This window comes from Dongia sp. (genome assembly GCF_041910485.1).
Classification (GTDB): domain Bacteria; phylum Pseudomonadota; class Alphaproteobacteria; order Dongiales; family Dongiaceae; genus Dongia.
Window position 1 is genome coordinate 1 of the sequence record NZ_JAYRQR010000045.1, and the last position, 15,714, is coordinate 15,714.

Consider the following 15,714-nt stretch of genomic DNA (forward strand, 5'->3'; position numbering starts at 1 on the left):
CCTGCACCCGATCCCATCCCGAACTCGGCCGTGAAAACCCTCAGCGCCAATGGTACTTCGTCTCAAGACGCGGGAGAGTAGGTCGCCGCCAGGTCTTCTAAGTCCGAATGAAATCGCATCAGAGCTACAATCACAGACACCAAAGGCGCGCTATTCATCCAGCGCGCCTTTTGTTCTTCGAGACCATGGCACCTCGAGCAGCCCGCCCCGCGAAGGGCGACCAGCCCGAGCAATACCTAAACGTGCTACCGGGCCGGAAAGAACGATCGAATTAACGCGGGATGGAGCAGCCCGGTAGCTCGTCAGGCTCATAACCTGAAGGTCAGAGGTTCAAATCCTCTTCCCGCAACCAACAAAAAGCCCCGCCAAATCCAAACGGCGGGGCTTCTTCTTTCCCAGTGCGCGAGCTCGCTTAGAACCGGTCGATGACCGTGACGCCAGAGCCCTGAAACTGATCCAGCGCAGCAAGGGCTGCGCCGGCTTCCTCCAGAGCAATACGGTGTGTAATCAGCTTCGCCGGGTCCAGCCGGCCAGCGTTGATCATGCCGAAAATTGCCGGGAAGCGGCTGGCGGGAATTCCGCGGGTGCCCATGATGCTGATCTGTCGTGAATAGACTGTCTCCAGCAAAGGGATCGTCGGAGAGGCATGCTGCTCCAGCGGCATGCCGATCTGCACGTGCCGGCCGAGCTTCCGTAGAGACCGTATTGAATTGTGGAACGTCGCCGTTACGCCGAGGGCATCGATCGACACATGGGCACCGCCACCTGTGAGTTCACGGATCGCCGCAGGTATATCTGAGCACTTGGCGGCATTTAGACTTGCCGTGGCACCGAGAGAGGTGGCTAGCGCCAAGGCGCTATCGTTCACATCGATGGCGACGATCTGAGCCCCGATCGCGGAAGCGATCATGATGGCGGAAAGACCAACACCACCACAGCCATGCACCGCCAGCCATTCGCCAGGGCGCAAATTTGCGCGATCGACGATGCCGCGAAAGGCAGTCGTCAAACGGCAGCCCATGGCAGCGGCTTCGGCAAAGCCCAGTTCCGATGGGAGGTGCACGAGGTTGAAATCGGCATGGGGAATAGCCGTCAATTGAGCAAAGGCCCCCCAGGCCGAGAAGCCAACAACAAACTGATGAGCGCAAATCGTCGGATCACCGCCACGGCAGTCAGGGCAATTGCCACAGGCGATGATGAAGGGAGCTGTCACCCGGTCGCCCTTTTTAAAGCGGTGACATTGCTGACCGACGGCAACGACAATGCCAGCCAATTCATGGCCGGGGACATGTGGCGCCGTTACATCTGGATCGGATCCCTTCCAGGCGTGCCAGTCGGAGCGGCACACGCCGCACGCAGCGACTTCGACAATGACGCCGTCCGGCGGGCAAGTCGGGTCCGGGACATCGGTCACCACCAAGGGTTGCTGGAATTTTTCAAAGAGAGCGGCGCGCATGATCATCCCGAAACATGAAGGTGATCAGGGAGAGTGAATGCCGCCGATGGATTCGGCAAGAAGACGCTGTGCGGTTCTTCCTTCGCTCGCGTCGTCGCCGGCTCAGGGATGGTCGCTCCATGACCATTTGCCTCCAAGCATGTCGGTCTGCGGACAAAGAGCTTGACGAACCGCAGCTCTCGGTAAGATGCTGAACGTGTCGATGGTTCCCCAATGGATGAATTCCAGGGGATTAATAGGGAACACGGTGCGGACGACCCAGAAGGGGCCAAAACCGTGACTGCCCCCGCAACTGTAAGCGAGGAGCGGACGCCCAAAAACCACTGACCGAAACGGCGCAGCAATGGGCCAGGCACGGTTGGGAAGGTGGCGCCGCGTTTAACTCGTGAGTCAGGAGACCTGCCAGCGACGAGTCATCCGTAATTCGGACGGGGTGTCCGCACGGTGTACAGGTCGTTCGCTGTTCGAAGCGACCCTCAACCGCATTCCCCCTTCCACATGATCACAGTCAATGGGGATCCATATGCAAACTCAATCGCAACACGTCAAATCGCTCTCGCATACTTTTGGTGCTCGCGCGGAAGCCGTCACCGGTGCCGTGATGGCTGCCATGCTCGGTCTGGTTATTGTTTGGGGTGTCGGCTTCTCGCATATCGAGGCCCTCCACAACGCCGCTCACGACACGCGGCATGCAAACGCATTCCCCTGCCACTGAGATCGGCAGGACTCAGATGGATACTTTTCGGCGACTGTTTCTCGTCGCGGCTCTGGCTGGTCTTGTAAGCGGGGTCTTCATCACCCTGGTGCATCAGGTCAGCACGACGCCGATCATACTTGCTGCTGAGGTCTACGAAAGTGCCGGCAGCACTGGCGATGTCGTTGCTTCTGCAGATTCGAGCAACGCTGAGGCCGCACCTGAAGGTCACGATCACGAACATGGTGGCGAGGCGTGGGCCCCGGCCGATGGATGGGAGCGGTCGCTGGCTACCGCGATCGCTGATGTCCTCACTGGAATCGGCTTCTCACTGTTGCTGGTGGCTGCCTACCGCTTCCGAGATGGCCGGATGACCTGGCGCACAGGGCTTTTCTGGGGCCTCGCCGGCTTTGTGGCGATTGTTGCGGCACCCAATCTGGGCTTGCCTCCGGAAGTGCCGGGCACTGAAGCTGCCGCATTGGCTGATCGGCAAGCGTGGTGGATTGCCACAGCAGTTCTAACGTCGGTGGGACTAGCGTGCCTGTTTCTGGGCAGGCGGGCTTGGCTTGCCTGTGTTGGCCTGGTCCTGATTGTCCTGCCGCACGCCTATGGCGCGCCACAACCGTCTGAATATGCGAGCGTTGCCCCCGAGGCCCTGGCACATCGGTTCATTGTCGCGGCGACGATCGTGGGCTTTCTCTTCTGGGCCGTGCTGGGAACGACAACGGGCTATCTCTATGGCCGCGTGTTCAAAGCGCAAGCTTAGTCTAAGTCTGCCAAGGAAGGCGGGGTGGGCAATAATGCTCAGGCCCACCCCATTTCCAATCGATCACGCCGTATCAGAGCGCTCGGACGTCGTTGATGAAGCGTTCAATGGTGTTACGGATTTGGGCAGTGTTCTGCCCCAATAGCTTGGCCGCCGTGAGAACCGTCGCTGTGGCATTCTGCGTGTGGCCTGCTGCTTCCGCCACGAAGACGATCTTCTCGGTCACCTCTTGGTTGCCTGCCGAGGCTTCCTGGATGTTGCGTGCAATTTCCTTCGTTGCCGCATTCTGCTCCTCAACGGCCGCCGCGACGCCACCGGAAATTTCCTTCATCTGACGAATCTGCTCGCCGACCGACCGGATCGCATCTGCGGTCGAATGAGTCGATGACTGGATGGATTGCACCTGCACAGCGATGTCATCCGTCGCTCGTGCGGTTTGATTGGCCAGACTCTTCACCTCGTTTGCAACGACCGCAAACCCTTTGCCGGCTTCACCAGCTCGCGCGGCCTCAATCGTCGCATTGAGAGCAAGAAGATTGGTCTGGTTGGAAATCTCCGTAATCAGTCTGACAACATCGCCGATTTTGGTGGACGCTTCCGTCAGAAGGTTGACCCGGTCGGTCGTGTCATCGATGGCGTGAGTTGAAGCCGAGGCAATGTCGGCCTGGCTCGCTACCTGCCTGCTGATTTCCATGATGGAAGAGGATAGCTCCTCGGTAGCTGCTGCTACGGTTTGAACATTTGAACTGGCTTCTGTAGCTGCGGCCGCAACCTTCTGGACTTGGTCAAGGGAGTCTGTCGAGAGCTTAGTGAGCGATTCAGCTGTATGGTCGAGTTCGTCGGCCGACTTGACCAACGCCTGCAGGATTGTTTCGACCTCGTTGTCGAAGCCGCGTGCAAGCTCTGTCATCTGTGCGGCGCGGCGCTCACGCGCCTGCTGTTGTTGTGCCGCTTCTGTCTGCAGAACCTCGTTCTTGCGCATGTTATCGGCAAAGATGGCAACGGCGGCGGCCATGTTGCCGACTTCATCGGCTCGCGCGGCATATGGTATAGTCACGCCTGTATTACCGGATGCTAGTTCCTTCATGGTGCCGGTGATCAGGCGGATCGGCGCGCCAATCTGGCGCGACAGAACGAAGAAGAACAGGATAGCTGCAACCAGCATGACGATGGCGGAAATGATGACCGTCCGTAGCGTCCAATCGAGCGCAGCTTTAATTTCGGCGTTTGCCTGTGCTGAGTTCTGCTGAATAGTAGCAGAAACTTGAGCCCCGGCCGCTTCCAGTTTGTCAGTAAGTTCTTCACCAGCGCCCGTGACTTCGATCGCGCGCGCCTCATTGACAGTCGCGGGATGACGCATGAGCTTCAGTTGTCTGGCGACGGGGCCGTCACGCCACGACTTGACGGCGTCACCGATGGCTGCAAGCGGCTTCAAGAGGCCCTCGTCGCCGGCAGCGGCACTGACGGCTTCTTGCAGCAATCCATCGAATTGGCTGCTGAGGTCCTGGTAGCTGCGCGAGTATTCTGAGCTTCCCGTCACGAGCAAACCACGGATCGCCGTTTGCATCTTGGCTGCCATGGCGATCGTTGCGTTGATAGAGCTTGCCTGCTGCTCGGCGGCATCATTGATGCGATTGGCGCGCTCGATGCGGGCCGTGAGCATGATCGAAATCGTGCCCGAAATGATGATGACAAGTCCCAGCAGAGAAAAGGCGATTATGAGCTTTTTGGCAACTGAGAGATCTGCGAATTTCATGATTCGAAACGCTCCTATCAGCCCTGCAAACGCCGCTGCATCTCGGTCAAGTTGAATTCGACCGTCACAGCACCGATCGGTTCTTTGGACTGCGGGTCAACGGCCGTGAAGTTGACCTGAGTGCGCCAAGTCTTGGTCTTATCGTCGAACTCTGGTTCGTCCACAAAAATGGCGTCCGGCCCCACGGCGAATGTCTTTTGATACTTTGCCTCATCACCTTGCCAATAGTCCGAGGTAACGGAGCTTTGGCCCACGTTGAGACCAAATTTGTCCATGACGAAAATCTCGGTAAACAGCCCGGCGGAGCTGGCTTGGATGTACAGGAGGTAGTTGGAGAGAGGGCTGCTGAGAATCTCGGCAATGAATGGCTGATCATCAGACTTGGCTTCGGTCTTCCAGGCTTCATCCATCTTGTCGATAGCGGCTTGATCGATTCCTGTATGGGCCTTGTTCGCGGCTTCGATCGACATGACGGCGACGGGTTGGACAATGCGGTTGCGCATGTCGTCGATGATGTCGCGCGTGATGATGCTGGCCGGTATGGGGGACGAATTCGCAGTTGCCTGTTCAACTGGCGCGGTCGCGCTTTGTGCTGCAGGCGTTGCGGCACTTGTTGAGGGAGCGGCCGTGGTCGTGGTCGAATCCTGGGCAAGGGCAGTGTTCGCCAGACATCCAGCCAAAATTATCGTTGCTACTGAGGCCTTCGCGAAAGCAGATGACAGTCGGCACATGAGAACAAACCCATCTAAATTTCGTCTATGGCACTTAAGCTGCGCCTAAAGGGTAAACAATTTATTGCTTTGGAATTGAACAGGTTGATATTCCTGGATTTTTGGCGAACGGCAAGAATAGCAGCAAGAGGGGTCAATATCGATCGACACACCTGATGGGCGGTGTGACGTGCTATATAGAGATAGGAATGATTGACTTGGTGAGCGGGGCCATGGACAGGGCAGGTGAAGAATTGTCGACACAGACCGTGGGTGACGTGCCTTCATCCGCAGATCGTGTTTACAACATCGCCAACCGAGCCAAGGGCGCCGCTGTCAGCTTTCTCCCCTATGTCTGGCGCCGCTTCCAGTCCGACGGTTGCATGGGGGTCGCAGCCGGCTTGAGCTACACTTCGCTGCTTGCCATTGTGCCGCTTTTGGCAATCGGCTTGGCGATGTTTGCCGCCTTTCCGCCCCTTGCAGATCTGCGCGACGACCTGATCATCATCCTGGCTCAAAATTTGGCGCCGGATCTTGCCAGTGTCGTGCAGGATTACTTGGGCACCTTCATCAACAATGCCGGTGGTACATCGGCTGCAGGCGTCGTCGGTATTGGTGTCACCGCGATCTTGCTGGTGAACACGATCCAGACTGCGTTCGACAAGATCTGGGGTGTCACAAATCAGCGGGCAAAGCTGCATCGGTTTCCGGTTTATTGGGCGATCATTACCCTGGGTCCCCTGCTGTTTGGTGCCTCGCTATCCATTTCTACGTATGTTTTCTCGCTTGCCAATTCGGGTGGCATTTACGGGCTGTCTGCCGGCCTCAAGATTGTGACGGCGATATTGCCGTTCCTGCTTGAAGCGGCCGGATTCACATTGTTCTACCGGCTGATCCCGACGCGCCCCGTGCGCCTGATCGATGCGGGTCTCGGCGCACTTCTGGCTGCGGGGCTTTTCGAGATTCTGAAGCGGGGGTTTGGGCTCTATCTCCATTTTTTCGGCTCCTACCAATTGGTCTATGGCGCACTCGCGACGGTCCCAATTTTTCTTATCTGGATGTACCTGGTCTGGGTGACGGTCCTAATTGGTGCCGAGTTTGCCGCGGCCCTGCCTGAATGGCGTTCGGGCCGCAGGCAGGTGGGGGAAACGCTGCGACGGGGCGATCTGCTGAGCCTGTCCTTGGGCACCTTTGCGGAGCTTGCCAAGGCGCAGGCGCACGGCGCCGGCGTCCGTACCGAGCAGCTCGTCCATCGGTTGGCCGCCGATCCTGGCCGCCTCATCTGGCTGTTGGAGGCGCTGAAAACGCATCGGCTCATCGCCAGAGCCGACAATGGCCGATGGATGCTGGCGCGCGATCTGGACACCTTCTCCATCCACGATGTTTGTCATCACCTCGGCATCGCGCTTGGCGAGACGGTTGAGGAGGTCGTGCCGCTTGTTGACCCGCTCATGCGTCGGATCGCCCAGAGCGAGAAAGCAGCGCTCGATGAGCCCGTCGGCAAGGCGCTGAAGGATATCGACGCTATTTGATGCGTCGCGGCAATTTTCCTTTATGGCGGGGCACGCCGCGCCTATAAATCCCCGGACACTTAACGATCTCTGCCAGGGGAGCCGATTCATGACCGCCATTATCGACCTGCACGCGCGCCAAATTCTGGATAGCCGCGGCAATCCGACGGTTGAGGTCGATGTGATCCTGGAAAGCGGGGCCAGCGGCCGGGCCGCGGTTCCTTCCGGTGCCTCGACCGGCGCCCACGAGGCTGTCGAGCTGCGCGACGGCGACAAAAGCCGGTATCTCGGCAAGGGCGTCCAGAAAGCCGTTGAGGCTGTGAACGGCGAGATTTTCGAGGCCATTTCGGGGTTGGACGCCGAAGACCAGGTCAAGATCGACCGGCTGATGATCAAGCTGGACGGGACCCCGAACAAGGCCCGTCTGGGCGCCAATGCGATCCTCGGTGTCAGCCTCGCTGTTGCCAAGGCCGCTGCGGCGGATGCCGGGCTACCACTCTATCGCTATGTGGGAGGGACGTCGGCGCGGACCCTGCCCGTGCCGATGATGAATATCATCAACGGCGGCGCGCATGCGGACAATCCGATCGACTTCCAGGAGTTCATGATCCTGCCCTGGGCTGCAACCAGCGGGTCGGAAGCCCTGCGTTGGGGCGCCGAGATCTTTCATGCGTTGAAGGCTCAGTTGAAGGCTGCCGGGCACAACACGAATGTCGGCGATGAAGGCGGGTTTGCGCCAAACCTGAAGAGCGCCGATGAGGCATTGGCCTTTATTGTGAAGTCGATTGAAAAGGCCGGGTTCAAGCCCGGTGCCGACGTGGCGCTGGGCCTCGATGCTGCATCGACCGAATTCTTCAAGGACGGCAAGTACCATCTGGAAGGCGAGGGCAAGGTCCTCGACGCCAGTGGCATGGTGGCCTTCTACGAGCAACTGTCGAAGGCCTATCCCATTGTGACCATCGAGGATGGCATGGCGGAGGACGATTGGCAGGGCTGGAAGGCCCTCACCGACAAGATCGGCGCCAATGTCCAGTTGGTAGGCGACGATCTGTTCGTGACCAATCCGGCGCGTCTCAAGAGCGGCATCGAGAAGGGGGTCGCCAATGCGATCCTGGTCAAGGTGAACCAGATCGGGACGCTGACCGAAACGCTCGAGGCCGTCGAGATGGCCCACAAGGCCGGCTATCGGGCCGTCATGTCGCACCGCTCCGGTGAAACCGAGGATGCGACGATTGCCGATCTGGCCGTGGCAACGAACTGCGCTCAGATCAAAACGGGCTCCCTCAGCCGGTCGGATCGCATCGCCAAGTACAACCAGCTTCTGCGCATTGAGGAGGGGCTCGGTGATGCGGCGATCTACGGTGGTCGCGCGGCCATAGAACGAGGCAAGCGGTAAGGTCGGCAGGTTCATCGAACGCCAGAGAACCGGTATCTAACTTATTGAATCTCTTTTCTGTTGACGTGTGGAATCGGAGTGTGATTCGCTAGGCGCATGGAAATCGGCCGCGAAATAAGGCGCCGTCTGCGCCAGGTGACACTGCCTCTTCTGGGGGCGTGCCTGTCTGCCTATTTCGTTTTCCATGCGATCCACGGTGATCGTGGGATTCTGGCTTGGCTGCGCCTCAATCAGGAATTGAAGGTGGCAACTTCCGAGGCTGCGAATGCTGCTGCTGATCGGGCGGCCATGGAGCAACGCGTCACGTTGCTTTCCAACACATCGTTGGATCTCGATATGCTTGAGGAACGGGCGCGCGTGATGCTGAACTACGCCCACCCCGATGACCTTATCATCTTCCTCGACCCTGCCAGCCCCACCCAAACCATCAACTAAGGTAGGCATGCTTGCCTCTTGGGGTGAGGGTTTTCCAATCTGAATGTTAACCGTTTTTCAGTTAATCTCGAAAAAGTAATATATAACAATAAGTTGCTTGTGGTTGATTTGCGGTTGGTTAAGCACGATAATTGCGCCAAGACCAAACCGGTTCGCCCGGTGCAACGGTCGGCCGAATGCAATCAGCCAAACCCAGTCAGGGGGGTCTCATGGCCAAATCCGCCACTCGTCCGGCAGCCAAAGCTGCTGTTTCCGTCTCGCCACAGGAACTCATCCAATTCTATCGCGACATGTTGTTGATCCGCCGCTTCGAGGAGAAAGCGGGTCAGCTTTACGGCATGGGATTGATCGGCGGCTTCTGCCATCTCTACATCGGCCAGGAGGCCGTCGTGGTGGGGATGCAGGCCGCGGCAGAGAAGCAGGACAGCGTCATCACCTCGTACCGTGACCACGGCCATATGCTGGCCTGCGGCATGGATCCGAAGGGCGTCATGGCCGAGTTGACCGGACGACGGGGCGGTTATTCGAAGGGCAAGGGCGGCTCGATGCACATGTTCAGCCGCGAGAAAAACTTCTATGGCGGCCACGGCATCGTCGGCGCCCAGGTGCCGATCGGAACCGGCCTCGGCTTCGCACACAAATACAGCGAGGATAACGGCGTCAACATGGCCTATTTCGGCGATGGCGCGCTCAACCAGGGCCAGGTCTATGAAAGCTTCAACATGGCGGCCCTGTGGAAGCTTCCGGTCGTCTATGTGATCGAGAACAACAAATACGCGATGGGGACCTCGGTTCAGCGGTCGGCTGCGGGGCTCAAGCTTTGCGACCGCGGCGCCGCCTACGGCATTCCCGGCCAGCAGGTCGATGGCATGGATGTGGTCAAGGTCAAGGAAGCGGCTGCTGTCGCCCTTGCGCACGCCCGATCGGGCGAAGGGTCGTACATTCTCGAGATGATGACTTATCGCTACCGCGGTCATTCCATGTCGGACCCCGCGAAATATCGAACAAAGGAAGAAGTCGCGAAGATGCGGCAGGAACATGACCCGATCGATCGTCTGCGCGAGCGCCTGCTTGCGGAAAAGCTGATCGACGAAGCCGGCCTTAAGAATATCGATCGCGAGATCAAAGATGTCGTTTCAGCCGCAACTGAGTTTGCGCAATCCTCCCCGGAACCGGATCCGTCGGAAATGTGGACCGACGTTCTGGTTGACGCGTGATCGGGGAGGGACAAGACGATGCCGACTGAAATTCTGATGCCTGCCCTGTCGCCGACCATGACCGAGGGCAAACTCGCCAAGTGGATGAAGAAGCCGGGGGATGCGGTAAAGGCCGGCGATATCCTGGCTGAAATCGAAACCGACAAGGCAACGATGGAAGTCGAAGCCGTGGACGAGGGCGTGCTTGATCGCATCCTTGTCGAAGCCGGTACCGAAAATGTGGCGGTGAACGCACCGATCGCCATCCTGCGCGGTGACGACGAAGCGGCCGGTGCCGCAGCGCCCGCGAAGGCGCCTCAGGTCTCCGAGACAAAGCCGGCAATTGCCGCCAGCGATGCGCCGCCGTCGGCGCCGCATGTGGCAAAGCCGACGGCGCCTGTCGAACCGGAATATACCGGTGCAACGGCGACCCACACGGTCCGTGAAGCGTTGCGGGATGCGATGGCCGAGGAAATGCGGCGGGACCCGAAAGTCTATCTGATGGGCGAAGAGGTTGCCGAATATCAGGGCGCCTACAAGGTGAGCCAGGGGCTGCTCGAGGAGTTCGGCCCGAAGCGCGTGATCGACACGCCGATCACGGAACATGGTTTCGCCGGTCTTGCCGTCGGTGCCGCTTTTGGCGGTCTTCGGCCCATCGTCGAGTTCATGACCTTCAACTTCGCCATGCAGGCGATCGACCATCTCATCAACTCGGCCGCGAAGACCTTGTACATGTCGGGCGGGCAGATGGGTTGCCCGATCGTCTTCCGCGGACCGAACGGCGCCGCGTCTCGTGTGGCCGCACAACATTCGCAATGCTATGCGAGCTGGTATGCACATTGCCCGGGTTTGAAAGTCGTGTCGCCCTATTCGGCTGCTGACGCCAAGGGCCTGCTGAAGTCGGCCATCCGCGATCCAAATCCGGTGATCTTCCTGGAGAATGAAATTCTCTACGGACAATCGTTCGAAGTTCCGACGGATCCGGAATTCGTGGTGCCGATTGGCAAGGCACGCATCGCGCGGCCCGGCAAGCACGTCACCATTACGGCCTTCTCGAAGATGGTTCAGGTGGCGCTCGCCGCCGCCGAACTGCTGGCCAAGGACGGGATCGAGGCCGAAGTGATCGATCTCCGGACCATTCGCCCGCTCGACACTGAGACAATCGTCGCGTCGGTCAAGAAGACCAATCGTCTTGTCTCGGTCGAGGAGGGCTGGCCGTTCGCCGGCATCGGTTCGGAATTGGCGGCGCAAATGATGGAACTGGCCTTTGACGATCTCGACGCACCGGTCGCCCGCGTGCACGGAGCAGATGTGCCGTTGCCCTATGCAGCCAATCTCGAAAAGCTTGCCCTGCCTCAGCCCGAATGGGTCGTCGAAGCTGCCAAGCGCGTTTGTTATCGCTGACAAAGGGAGGGTCTGATGCCGATCAACATCCTCATGCCCGCTCTGTCGCCGACGATGACCGAGGGCAATCTCGCGCGCTGGCTCAAGAAAGAAGGCGATGCGATCAAGGCCGGGGACATTCTGGCCGAGATTGAGACCGACAAGGCGACGATGGAAGTCGAGGCGGTCGACGAAGGGACGCTTGCCAAGATTCTGGTCCCCGGTGGGGCGCAAGGCGTCAAGGTAAATGACGTGATCGCCGTGCTGACGGAAGAGGGCGAGGATGCCAGCGCTGCCAGTGCGGCGCCTGCCAAGGCAGCACCAGCTCCGTCGGCGGCGCCCGCAACTGCTGCCGTCAAGGTGGATGCACCCACTGCGCCCAAACCCACCGCCACGCCGAGCAATAGCAGTGCCGGTCGCATTGTCGCCAGCCCGCTTGCCCGTCGCATCGCCGAACAGCAGGGGATCGATCTTTCAGCGATCAGGGGCAGTGGTCCCAATGGCCGCATCGTCAGGGCCGATCTTGAAGGCGCACCGAAGGGCGCCGCAAAGCCGGCATCGGCCGCCGCTGCCGCCGGCAAGGCGCCGAGTGTTGCGCCGACGGTTTCCAGCGCCGCCCAGTTCGGCGAGCCGGACTTCGACCTTGTGCCGCACACCTCAATGCGAAAAACGATTGCGCGTCGCTTGCAGGAATCGAAGCAGTTCGTGCCGCATTTCTATCTGACCGTGGATTGCGAGATCGACAGGCTCTTGAAGCTGCGGGAAGAGGTGAACGCAGCTTCCCCCAAGGACGGTCCCGGTGCCTACAAGGTTTCCGTGAACGATTTCGTTGTGAAGGCATCGGCTGTGGCGCTGATGCAAGTGCCGGCCGCCAATGCGTCCTGGTCGGACGATGGCATTAAGATGTACAAATCCGCCGATATTTCAGTGGCGGTTGCCATTCCCGGCGGGCTGATTACGCCGATCCTTCGTCACGCCGATCGCAAGCGGATAACCGAACTCTCCAACGAGATGAAGGAACTGGCCGGTCGCGCCAAGCAGGGCAAGCTGAAGCCCGAGGAATATACGGGTGGCAGCTTTTCGGTCTCCAATCTCGGCATGTTTGGGATCAAGAATTTCAGTGCCGTGATCAATCCGCCGCAGGCCTGTATTCTGGCAGTCGGCGCAGGCGAAGAACGAGCCATCGTCAAGAATGGACAACTCACCGTCGGCAATGTGATGAGTTGCACCTTGTCTGTCGATCACCGTGCGGTCGACGGCGCCATCGGCGCCGAGTTCCTGGCGGCCTTCAAGCGCCTCATCGAACAGCCGCTGGGTATGCTGGTGTGATGATGCGTTCCTGCCTGTTGACCATTCTGCTTGCTGTGTCCGTTGGCCGCGTTGCCGTCGCGGATGAGTTGCGCGAACCGCTGGAGAAGCAGTTCTTCGACTATTTTGCCAAGCAATGCCAAAGCGCGCTGGAGACGCAGGCGCGCTCGCAGGGCAAGCGGCTCGATCAGGGGAACCTGCAGCAGAGTATTGATAACTACTGCGCATGCACGTCGCAGTCGGTGGTGAGCTATCTGGATGCGGGCGAGATTATCGCCTTTGCCAACAATCCTGAGGCCGAACCGGCTGCTTCGAAGATGAAGCCGCTTTTTGCAAAATGTCAGGGCAAGTGAGCGACCGGTGAAGATTTTCGCCCGCTATCTCTTGATCGCCATTGTTGCGGTGATTGTCCTGACCGCCATCGTATTCGTCTGGGCGATGCAGCGGGAGATTGATGTTTCGACCCCGGAAGCACGGGCCAAGCAGGCCGAAGCGATGACATTCGGATGCAAGGTGCGGCTGCCGGAAGTATTGAAAACGGCCAAGCAGATCACAGCGCTGACAACCCAGCAGGCAGAAAGTGTCTGCGCCTGCGCCGTCAATCGCATCATCGACGCCTATGCGGTCGACGGGAAGATCCGGCCCAGCGGCGTCACTGAAGAACAGACCGATGCAGCAGAGCTTGCCTGCATCAACGAATTGCCGGCCCAATAGAGGGAAGTTCGCAATGACCGATACATCGTTCGATCTCGTCGTGATTGGTGGTGGCCCGGGTGGTTATGTGGCGGCGATCCGAGCGGCCCAGCTCGGCCTCAAGACGGCCGTGGTCGAACGGGAGCATCTGGGTGGCATCTGCCTCAATTGGGGCTGCATCCCGACCAAGGCCTTGCTCCGTTCGGCTGAGGTCGGGCATCTCCTCAAACACGCCGATGCCTACGGATTCTCGGCCAGCAACGTGACCTTTGATCTCGCAAAGATCGTCGATCGCTCGCGGAAGGTCGCAAGCCAGTTGTCGAACGGCGTAAAGCACCTCTTGAAGAAGAACAAGGTCACGGTCTTCGACGGATTGGGAAAGCTGAACGGCACCGGCAAGGTGAAGGTCGAGAAGGACGGCAAGCCGGTTGCCGACCTCACGGCCAAGAACGTCATTCTCGCGACTGGCGCGCGCGCGCGTGTCTTCCCAGGCCTTGAGCCAGACGGCAAGCTGATCTGGACCTATAAGGAAGCGATGGTTCCGACGGTGATGCCGAAGTCGCTGCTGGTCGTCGGCTCGGGCGCCATCGGAATCGAATTCGCCAGCTTCTATCACAATCTCGGCGCCAAGGTGACGGTGGTCGAAGTGATGCCGCGCATCCTCCCCGTCGAGGATGCCGAGATTTCGGCGTTCGCGCAGAAGTCATTTGAGAAGCAGGGCATGAAGATCATCACCGGCGCCAATGTGAAGGCCTTCAAGAAGGGCGCCGACAATGTGACGGCGACCATCGAAGCGGGTGGTAAGACCGAAGACCAGACCTTCGACCGCGTCATTCTCGCCGTCGGCATCGTCGGCAATGTCGAGAATCTCGGTCTCGAAGGCACCAAAGTGAAGGTCGAGAAGACCCACATCATCACCGATGGCTACGGGGCGACCGGCGAACCCGGCGTCTACGCCATTGGCGATCTGACCGGTGCTCCCTGGCTTGCCCACAAGGCCAGCCATGAAGGCGTCATCTGCGTCGAGAAGATCGCCGGTGTCAAAGGCGTCCATCCGCTCGATACGAAGAATATCCCGGGCTGCACTTATTGCATGCCGCAGGTGGCCTCGGTCGGCCTCACCGAGCAGGCGGCCAAGGACAAGGGCCATGAGGTGAAGATCGGACGCTTCCCGTTTATCGGCAACGGCAAGGCTATCGCGTTGGGCGAGCCGGAAGGCCTGGTGAAGACCGTGTTCGATGCCAAGACCGGCGAACTGCTGGGCGCCCACATGATCGGCGCCGAGGTGACCGAGCTCATTCAGGGCTACACTGTCGCCCGGACGTTGGAAACGACCGAAGCCGAACTCATGCACACGGTCTTCCCGCATCCGACCCTGTCGGAAATGATGCATGAAAGCGTCCTTGCGGCCTACGGCCGGGCGATCCATATCTGAGTCACGAAGGAATTGCCCCTTGAGCACGACGCCAGAGATTCGCCACCCCGAGAAAGCCAAACGGCCGGATACGCCCGTTCAGCGCAAGCCTGACTGGATTCGTGTCAAAGCGCCGGGTGGCGAGGAGTACAACAACACCCGGGGGCTCATGCGCAAGCTTGGCCTCAACACGGTGTGCGAAGAGGCGGCTTGCCCGAATATCGGCGAATGCTGGTCGCAGAAACATGCGACCGTGATGATCTTGGGGTCCGTCTGCACCCGGGCCTGCGCCTTCTGCAATGTGGCGACGGGGCGTCCCGACAAGCTCGACCCGCATGAACCGGGACATGTCGCCGAGGCCTGCGCGACCCTGGGCTTGAAGCACATCGTCATCACCTCGGTCGACCGCGATGACCTCGAGGATGGCGGCGCCGCACATTTCGCTGAAACCATCCAGCGTATCCGCGCGCTGACACCCACGACGACGATCGAGGTACTGACCCCGGATTTCCTGCGCAAGCCTGGCTCGATCGAGATCGTCGCCAATGCAGCACCCGACGTTTTCAATCACAATCTCGAGACCGTGCCGCGGCTCTATCGCAATGTCCGGCCGGGTGCGCGTTATTACAACTCGCTGCGCCTTCTTAACCGCGCCAAGGAGATCAACCCGTCGCTCTTCACTAAATCCGGTATCATGGTCGGCCTTGGAGAAACGCTCGACGAAGTTGGCCAAGTGATGGACGATTTGCGTGCCGCCGAGGTCGATTTCATGACTATCGGCCAGTACCTGCAACCGACACGCAAGCATCATCATGTCGATCGATTCGTGACCCCGACAGAGTTTGGGCAGATGAAGCGCATGGGGCTGGGGAAAGGATTCCTGTTGATGGCGTCCTCACCGCTCACGCGTTCGTCGCATCATGCGGGCGAGGATTTCGCGCAACTCCGCGCCGCGCGCGAGGCACAATTGGCCGCCGCAATCTGATATCGATCCCG

Annotated in this window: 15 protein-coding genes, 1 tRNA gene, 1 rRNA gene and 1 riboswitch; of the genes, 14 read left to right on the forward strand and 3 right to left on the reverse strand. The window is 59.5% G+C overall.

Annotated elements, in window-relative coordinates; translation table 11 throughout:
* Nucleotides 1-94 (forward strand): 5S ribosomal RNA (gene rrf, locus ACE3PP_RS14185); the annotation flags it as partial.
* A 181-nt stretch (nt 95-275) separates the two neighbouring features.
* Nucleotides 276-352 (forward strand) — tRNA-Met (locus ACE3PP_RS14190).
* A 60-nt stretch (nt 353-412) separates the two neighbouring features.
* Here the strand turns inward: ACE3PP_RS14190 and ACE3PP_RS14195 are convergent.
* On the reverse strand, nt 413-1,456 hold the full coding sequence (locus ACE3PP_RS14195; protein WP_374383393.1) for a zinc-dependent alcohol dehydrogenase family protein: 1,044 nt from the start codon (nt 1,454-1,456) through the stop codon (nt 413-415).
* A gap of 186 nt (nt 1,457-1,642) precedes the next feature.
* Nucleotides 1,643-1,878: riboswitch (cobalamin riboswitch) on the forward strand.
* 188 nt (nt 1,879-2,066) lie between these two features.
* Between ACE3PP_RS14195 and ACE3PP_RS14200 the strand changes: the two genes are divergently transcribed.
* Together ACE3PP_RS14200 and ACE3PP_RS14205 are read left to right on the forward strand one after the other, a co-directional pair.
* Nucleotides 2,067-2,171 carry a CbtB domain-containing protein gene (locus ACE3PP_RS14200; RefSeq protein WP_374383634.1) on the forward strand — a complete coding sequence of 35 codons (105 nt, stop codon included), beginning with the start codon at nt 2,067-2,069 and terminating at the stop codon, nt 2,169-2,171.
* Nucleotides 2,146-2,916, forward strand: coding sequence for a CbtA family protein (locus ACE3PP_RS14205; protein WP_374383395.1), 771 nt, complete (start codon nt 2,146-2,148; stop codon nt 2,914-2,916). The genes ACE3PP_RS14200 and ACE3PP_RS14205 overlap by 26 nt, the downstream gene beginning before the upstream one ends.
* 73 nt (nt 2,917-2,989) lie before the next feature.
* Here ACE3PP_RS14205 and ACE3PP_RS14210 read toward each other — a convergent pair whose 3' ends face one another.
* Together ACE3PP_RS14210 and ACE3PP_RS14215 are read right to left on the reverse strand one after the other, a co-directional pair.
* On the reverse strand, nt 2,990-4,672 hold the full coding sequence (locus ACE3PP_RS14210; RefSeq protein WP_374383397.1) for a methyl-accepting chemotaxis protein: 1,683 nt from the start codon (nt 4,670-4,672) through the stop codon (nt 2,990-2,992).
* 17 nt (nt 4,673-4,689) lie between these two features.
* The gene (locus ACE3PP_RS14215; RefSeq protein WP_374383399.1) at nt 4,690-5,403 is read right to left on the reverse strand and encodes a hypothetical protein; all 714 of its coding nucleotides are present in this window, start codon (nt 5,401-5,403) and stop codon (nt 4,690-4,692) included.
* Nucleotides 5,404-5,615: 212 nt separating this feature from the next.
* On the opposite strand from ACE3PP_RS14215, the gene ACE3PP_RS14220 reads away from it, so the two are divergent.
* The 10 genes from ACE3PP_RS14220 (at nt 5,616) to lipA (ending at nt 15,703) form a co-directional block, all read left to right on the forward strand.
* Nucleotides 5,616-6,914: a YihY family inner membrane protein gene (locus tag ACE3PP_RS14220; protein WP_374383401.1), complete on the forward strand. Its 1,299-nt coding sequence runs from the start codon at nt 5,616-5,618 to the stop codon at nt 6,912-6,914.
* A gap of 88 nt (nt 6,915-7,002) precedes the next feature.
* Nucleotides 7,003-8,289, forward strand: a complete 1,287-nt coding sequence (gene eno / locus ACE3PP_RS14225) for a phosphopyruvate hydratase (protein WP_374383403.1) — start codon at nt 7,003-7,005, stop codon at nt 8,287-8,289.
* A 96-nt stretch (nt 8,290-8,385) separates the two neighbouring features.
* On the forward strand, nt 8,386-8,724 hold the full coding sequence (locus ACE3PP_RS14230; protein WP_374383405.1) for a septum formation initiator family protein: 339 nt from the start codon (nt 8,386-8,388) through the stop codon (nt 8,722-8,724).
* Between the two features lie 209 nt (nt 8,725-8,933).
* Nucleotides 8,934-9,941 carry a pyruvate dehydrogenase (acetyl-transferring) E1 component subunit alpha gene (pdhA, locus tag ACE3PP_RS14235; RefSeq protein ID WP_374383406.1) on the forward strand — a complete coding sequence of 336 codons (1,008 nt, stop codon included), beginning with the start codon at nt 8,934-8,936 and terminating at the stop codon, nt 9,939-9,941.
* 18 nt (nt 9,942-9,959) lie between these two features.
* Entirely contained in the window at nt 9,960-11,324 is a 1,365-nt protein-coding gene (locus tag ACE3PP_RS14240; protein ID WP_374383408.1) for a pyruvate dehydrogenase complex E1 component subunit beta, read from the forward strand.
* Between the two features lie 15 nt (nt 11,325-11,339).
* Nucleotides 11,340-12,632 carry a pyruvate dehydrogenase complex dihydrolipoamide acetyltransferase gene (locus ACE3PP_RS14245; protein ID WP_374383410.1) on the forward strand — a complete coding sequence of 431 codons (1,293 nt, stop codon included), beginning with the start codon at nt 11,340-11,342 and terminating at the stop codon, nt 12,630-12,632.
* A complete protein-coding gene (locus ACE3PP_RS14250; protein ID WP_374383412.1) occupies nt 12,629-12,964 on the forward strand; it encodes a hypothetical protein in 336 nt (111 codons plus the stop codon). Before ACE3PP_RS14245 ends, ACE3PP_RS14250 begins: the two co-directional genes overlap by 4 nt.
* A gap of 7 nt (nt 12,965-12,971) precedes the next feature.
* The gene (locus ACE3PP_RS14255) at nt 12,972-13,325 is read left to right on the forward strand and encodes a hypothetical protein (RefSeq protein WP_374383414.1); all 354 of its coding nucleotides are present in this window, start codon (nt 12,972-12,974) and stop codon (nt 13,323-13,325) included.
* Nucleotides 13,326-13,338: 13 nt separating this feature from the next.
* Nucleotides 13,339-14,739 (forward strand): dihydrolipoyl dehydrogenase, encoded by a 1,401-nt coding sequence (gene lpdA / locus ACE3PP_RS14260; protein WP_374383416.1) that lies wholly within the window; start codon nt 13,339-13,341, stop codon nt 14,737-14,739.
* Between the two features lie 19 nt (nt 14,740-14,758).
* Nucleotides 14,759-15,703 (forward strand): lipoyl synthase, encoded by a 945-nt coding sequence (lipA, locus tag ACE3PP_RS14265; protein ID WP_374383418.1) that lies wholly within the window; start codon nt 14,759-14,761, stop codon nt 15,701-15,703.
* The last annotated feature ends 11 nt before the right edge of the window (nt 15,704-15,714 follow it).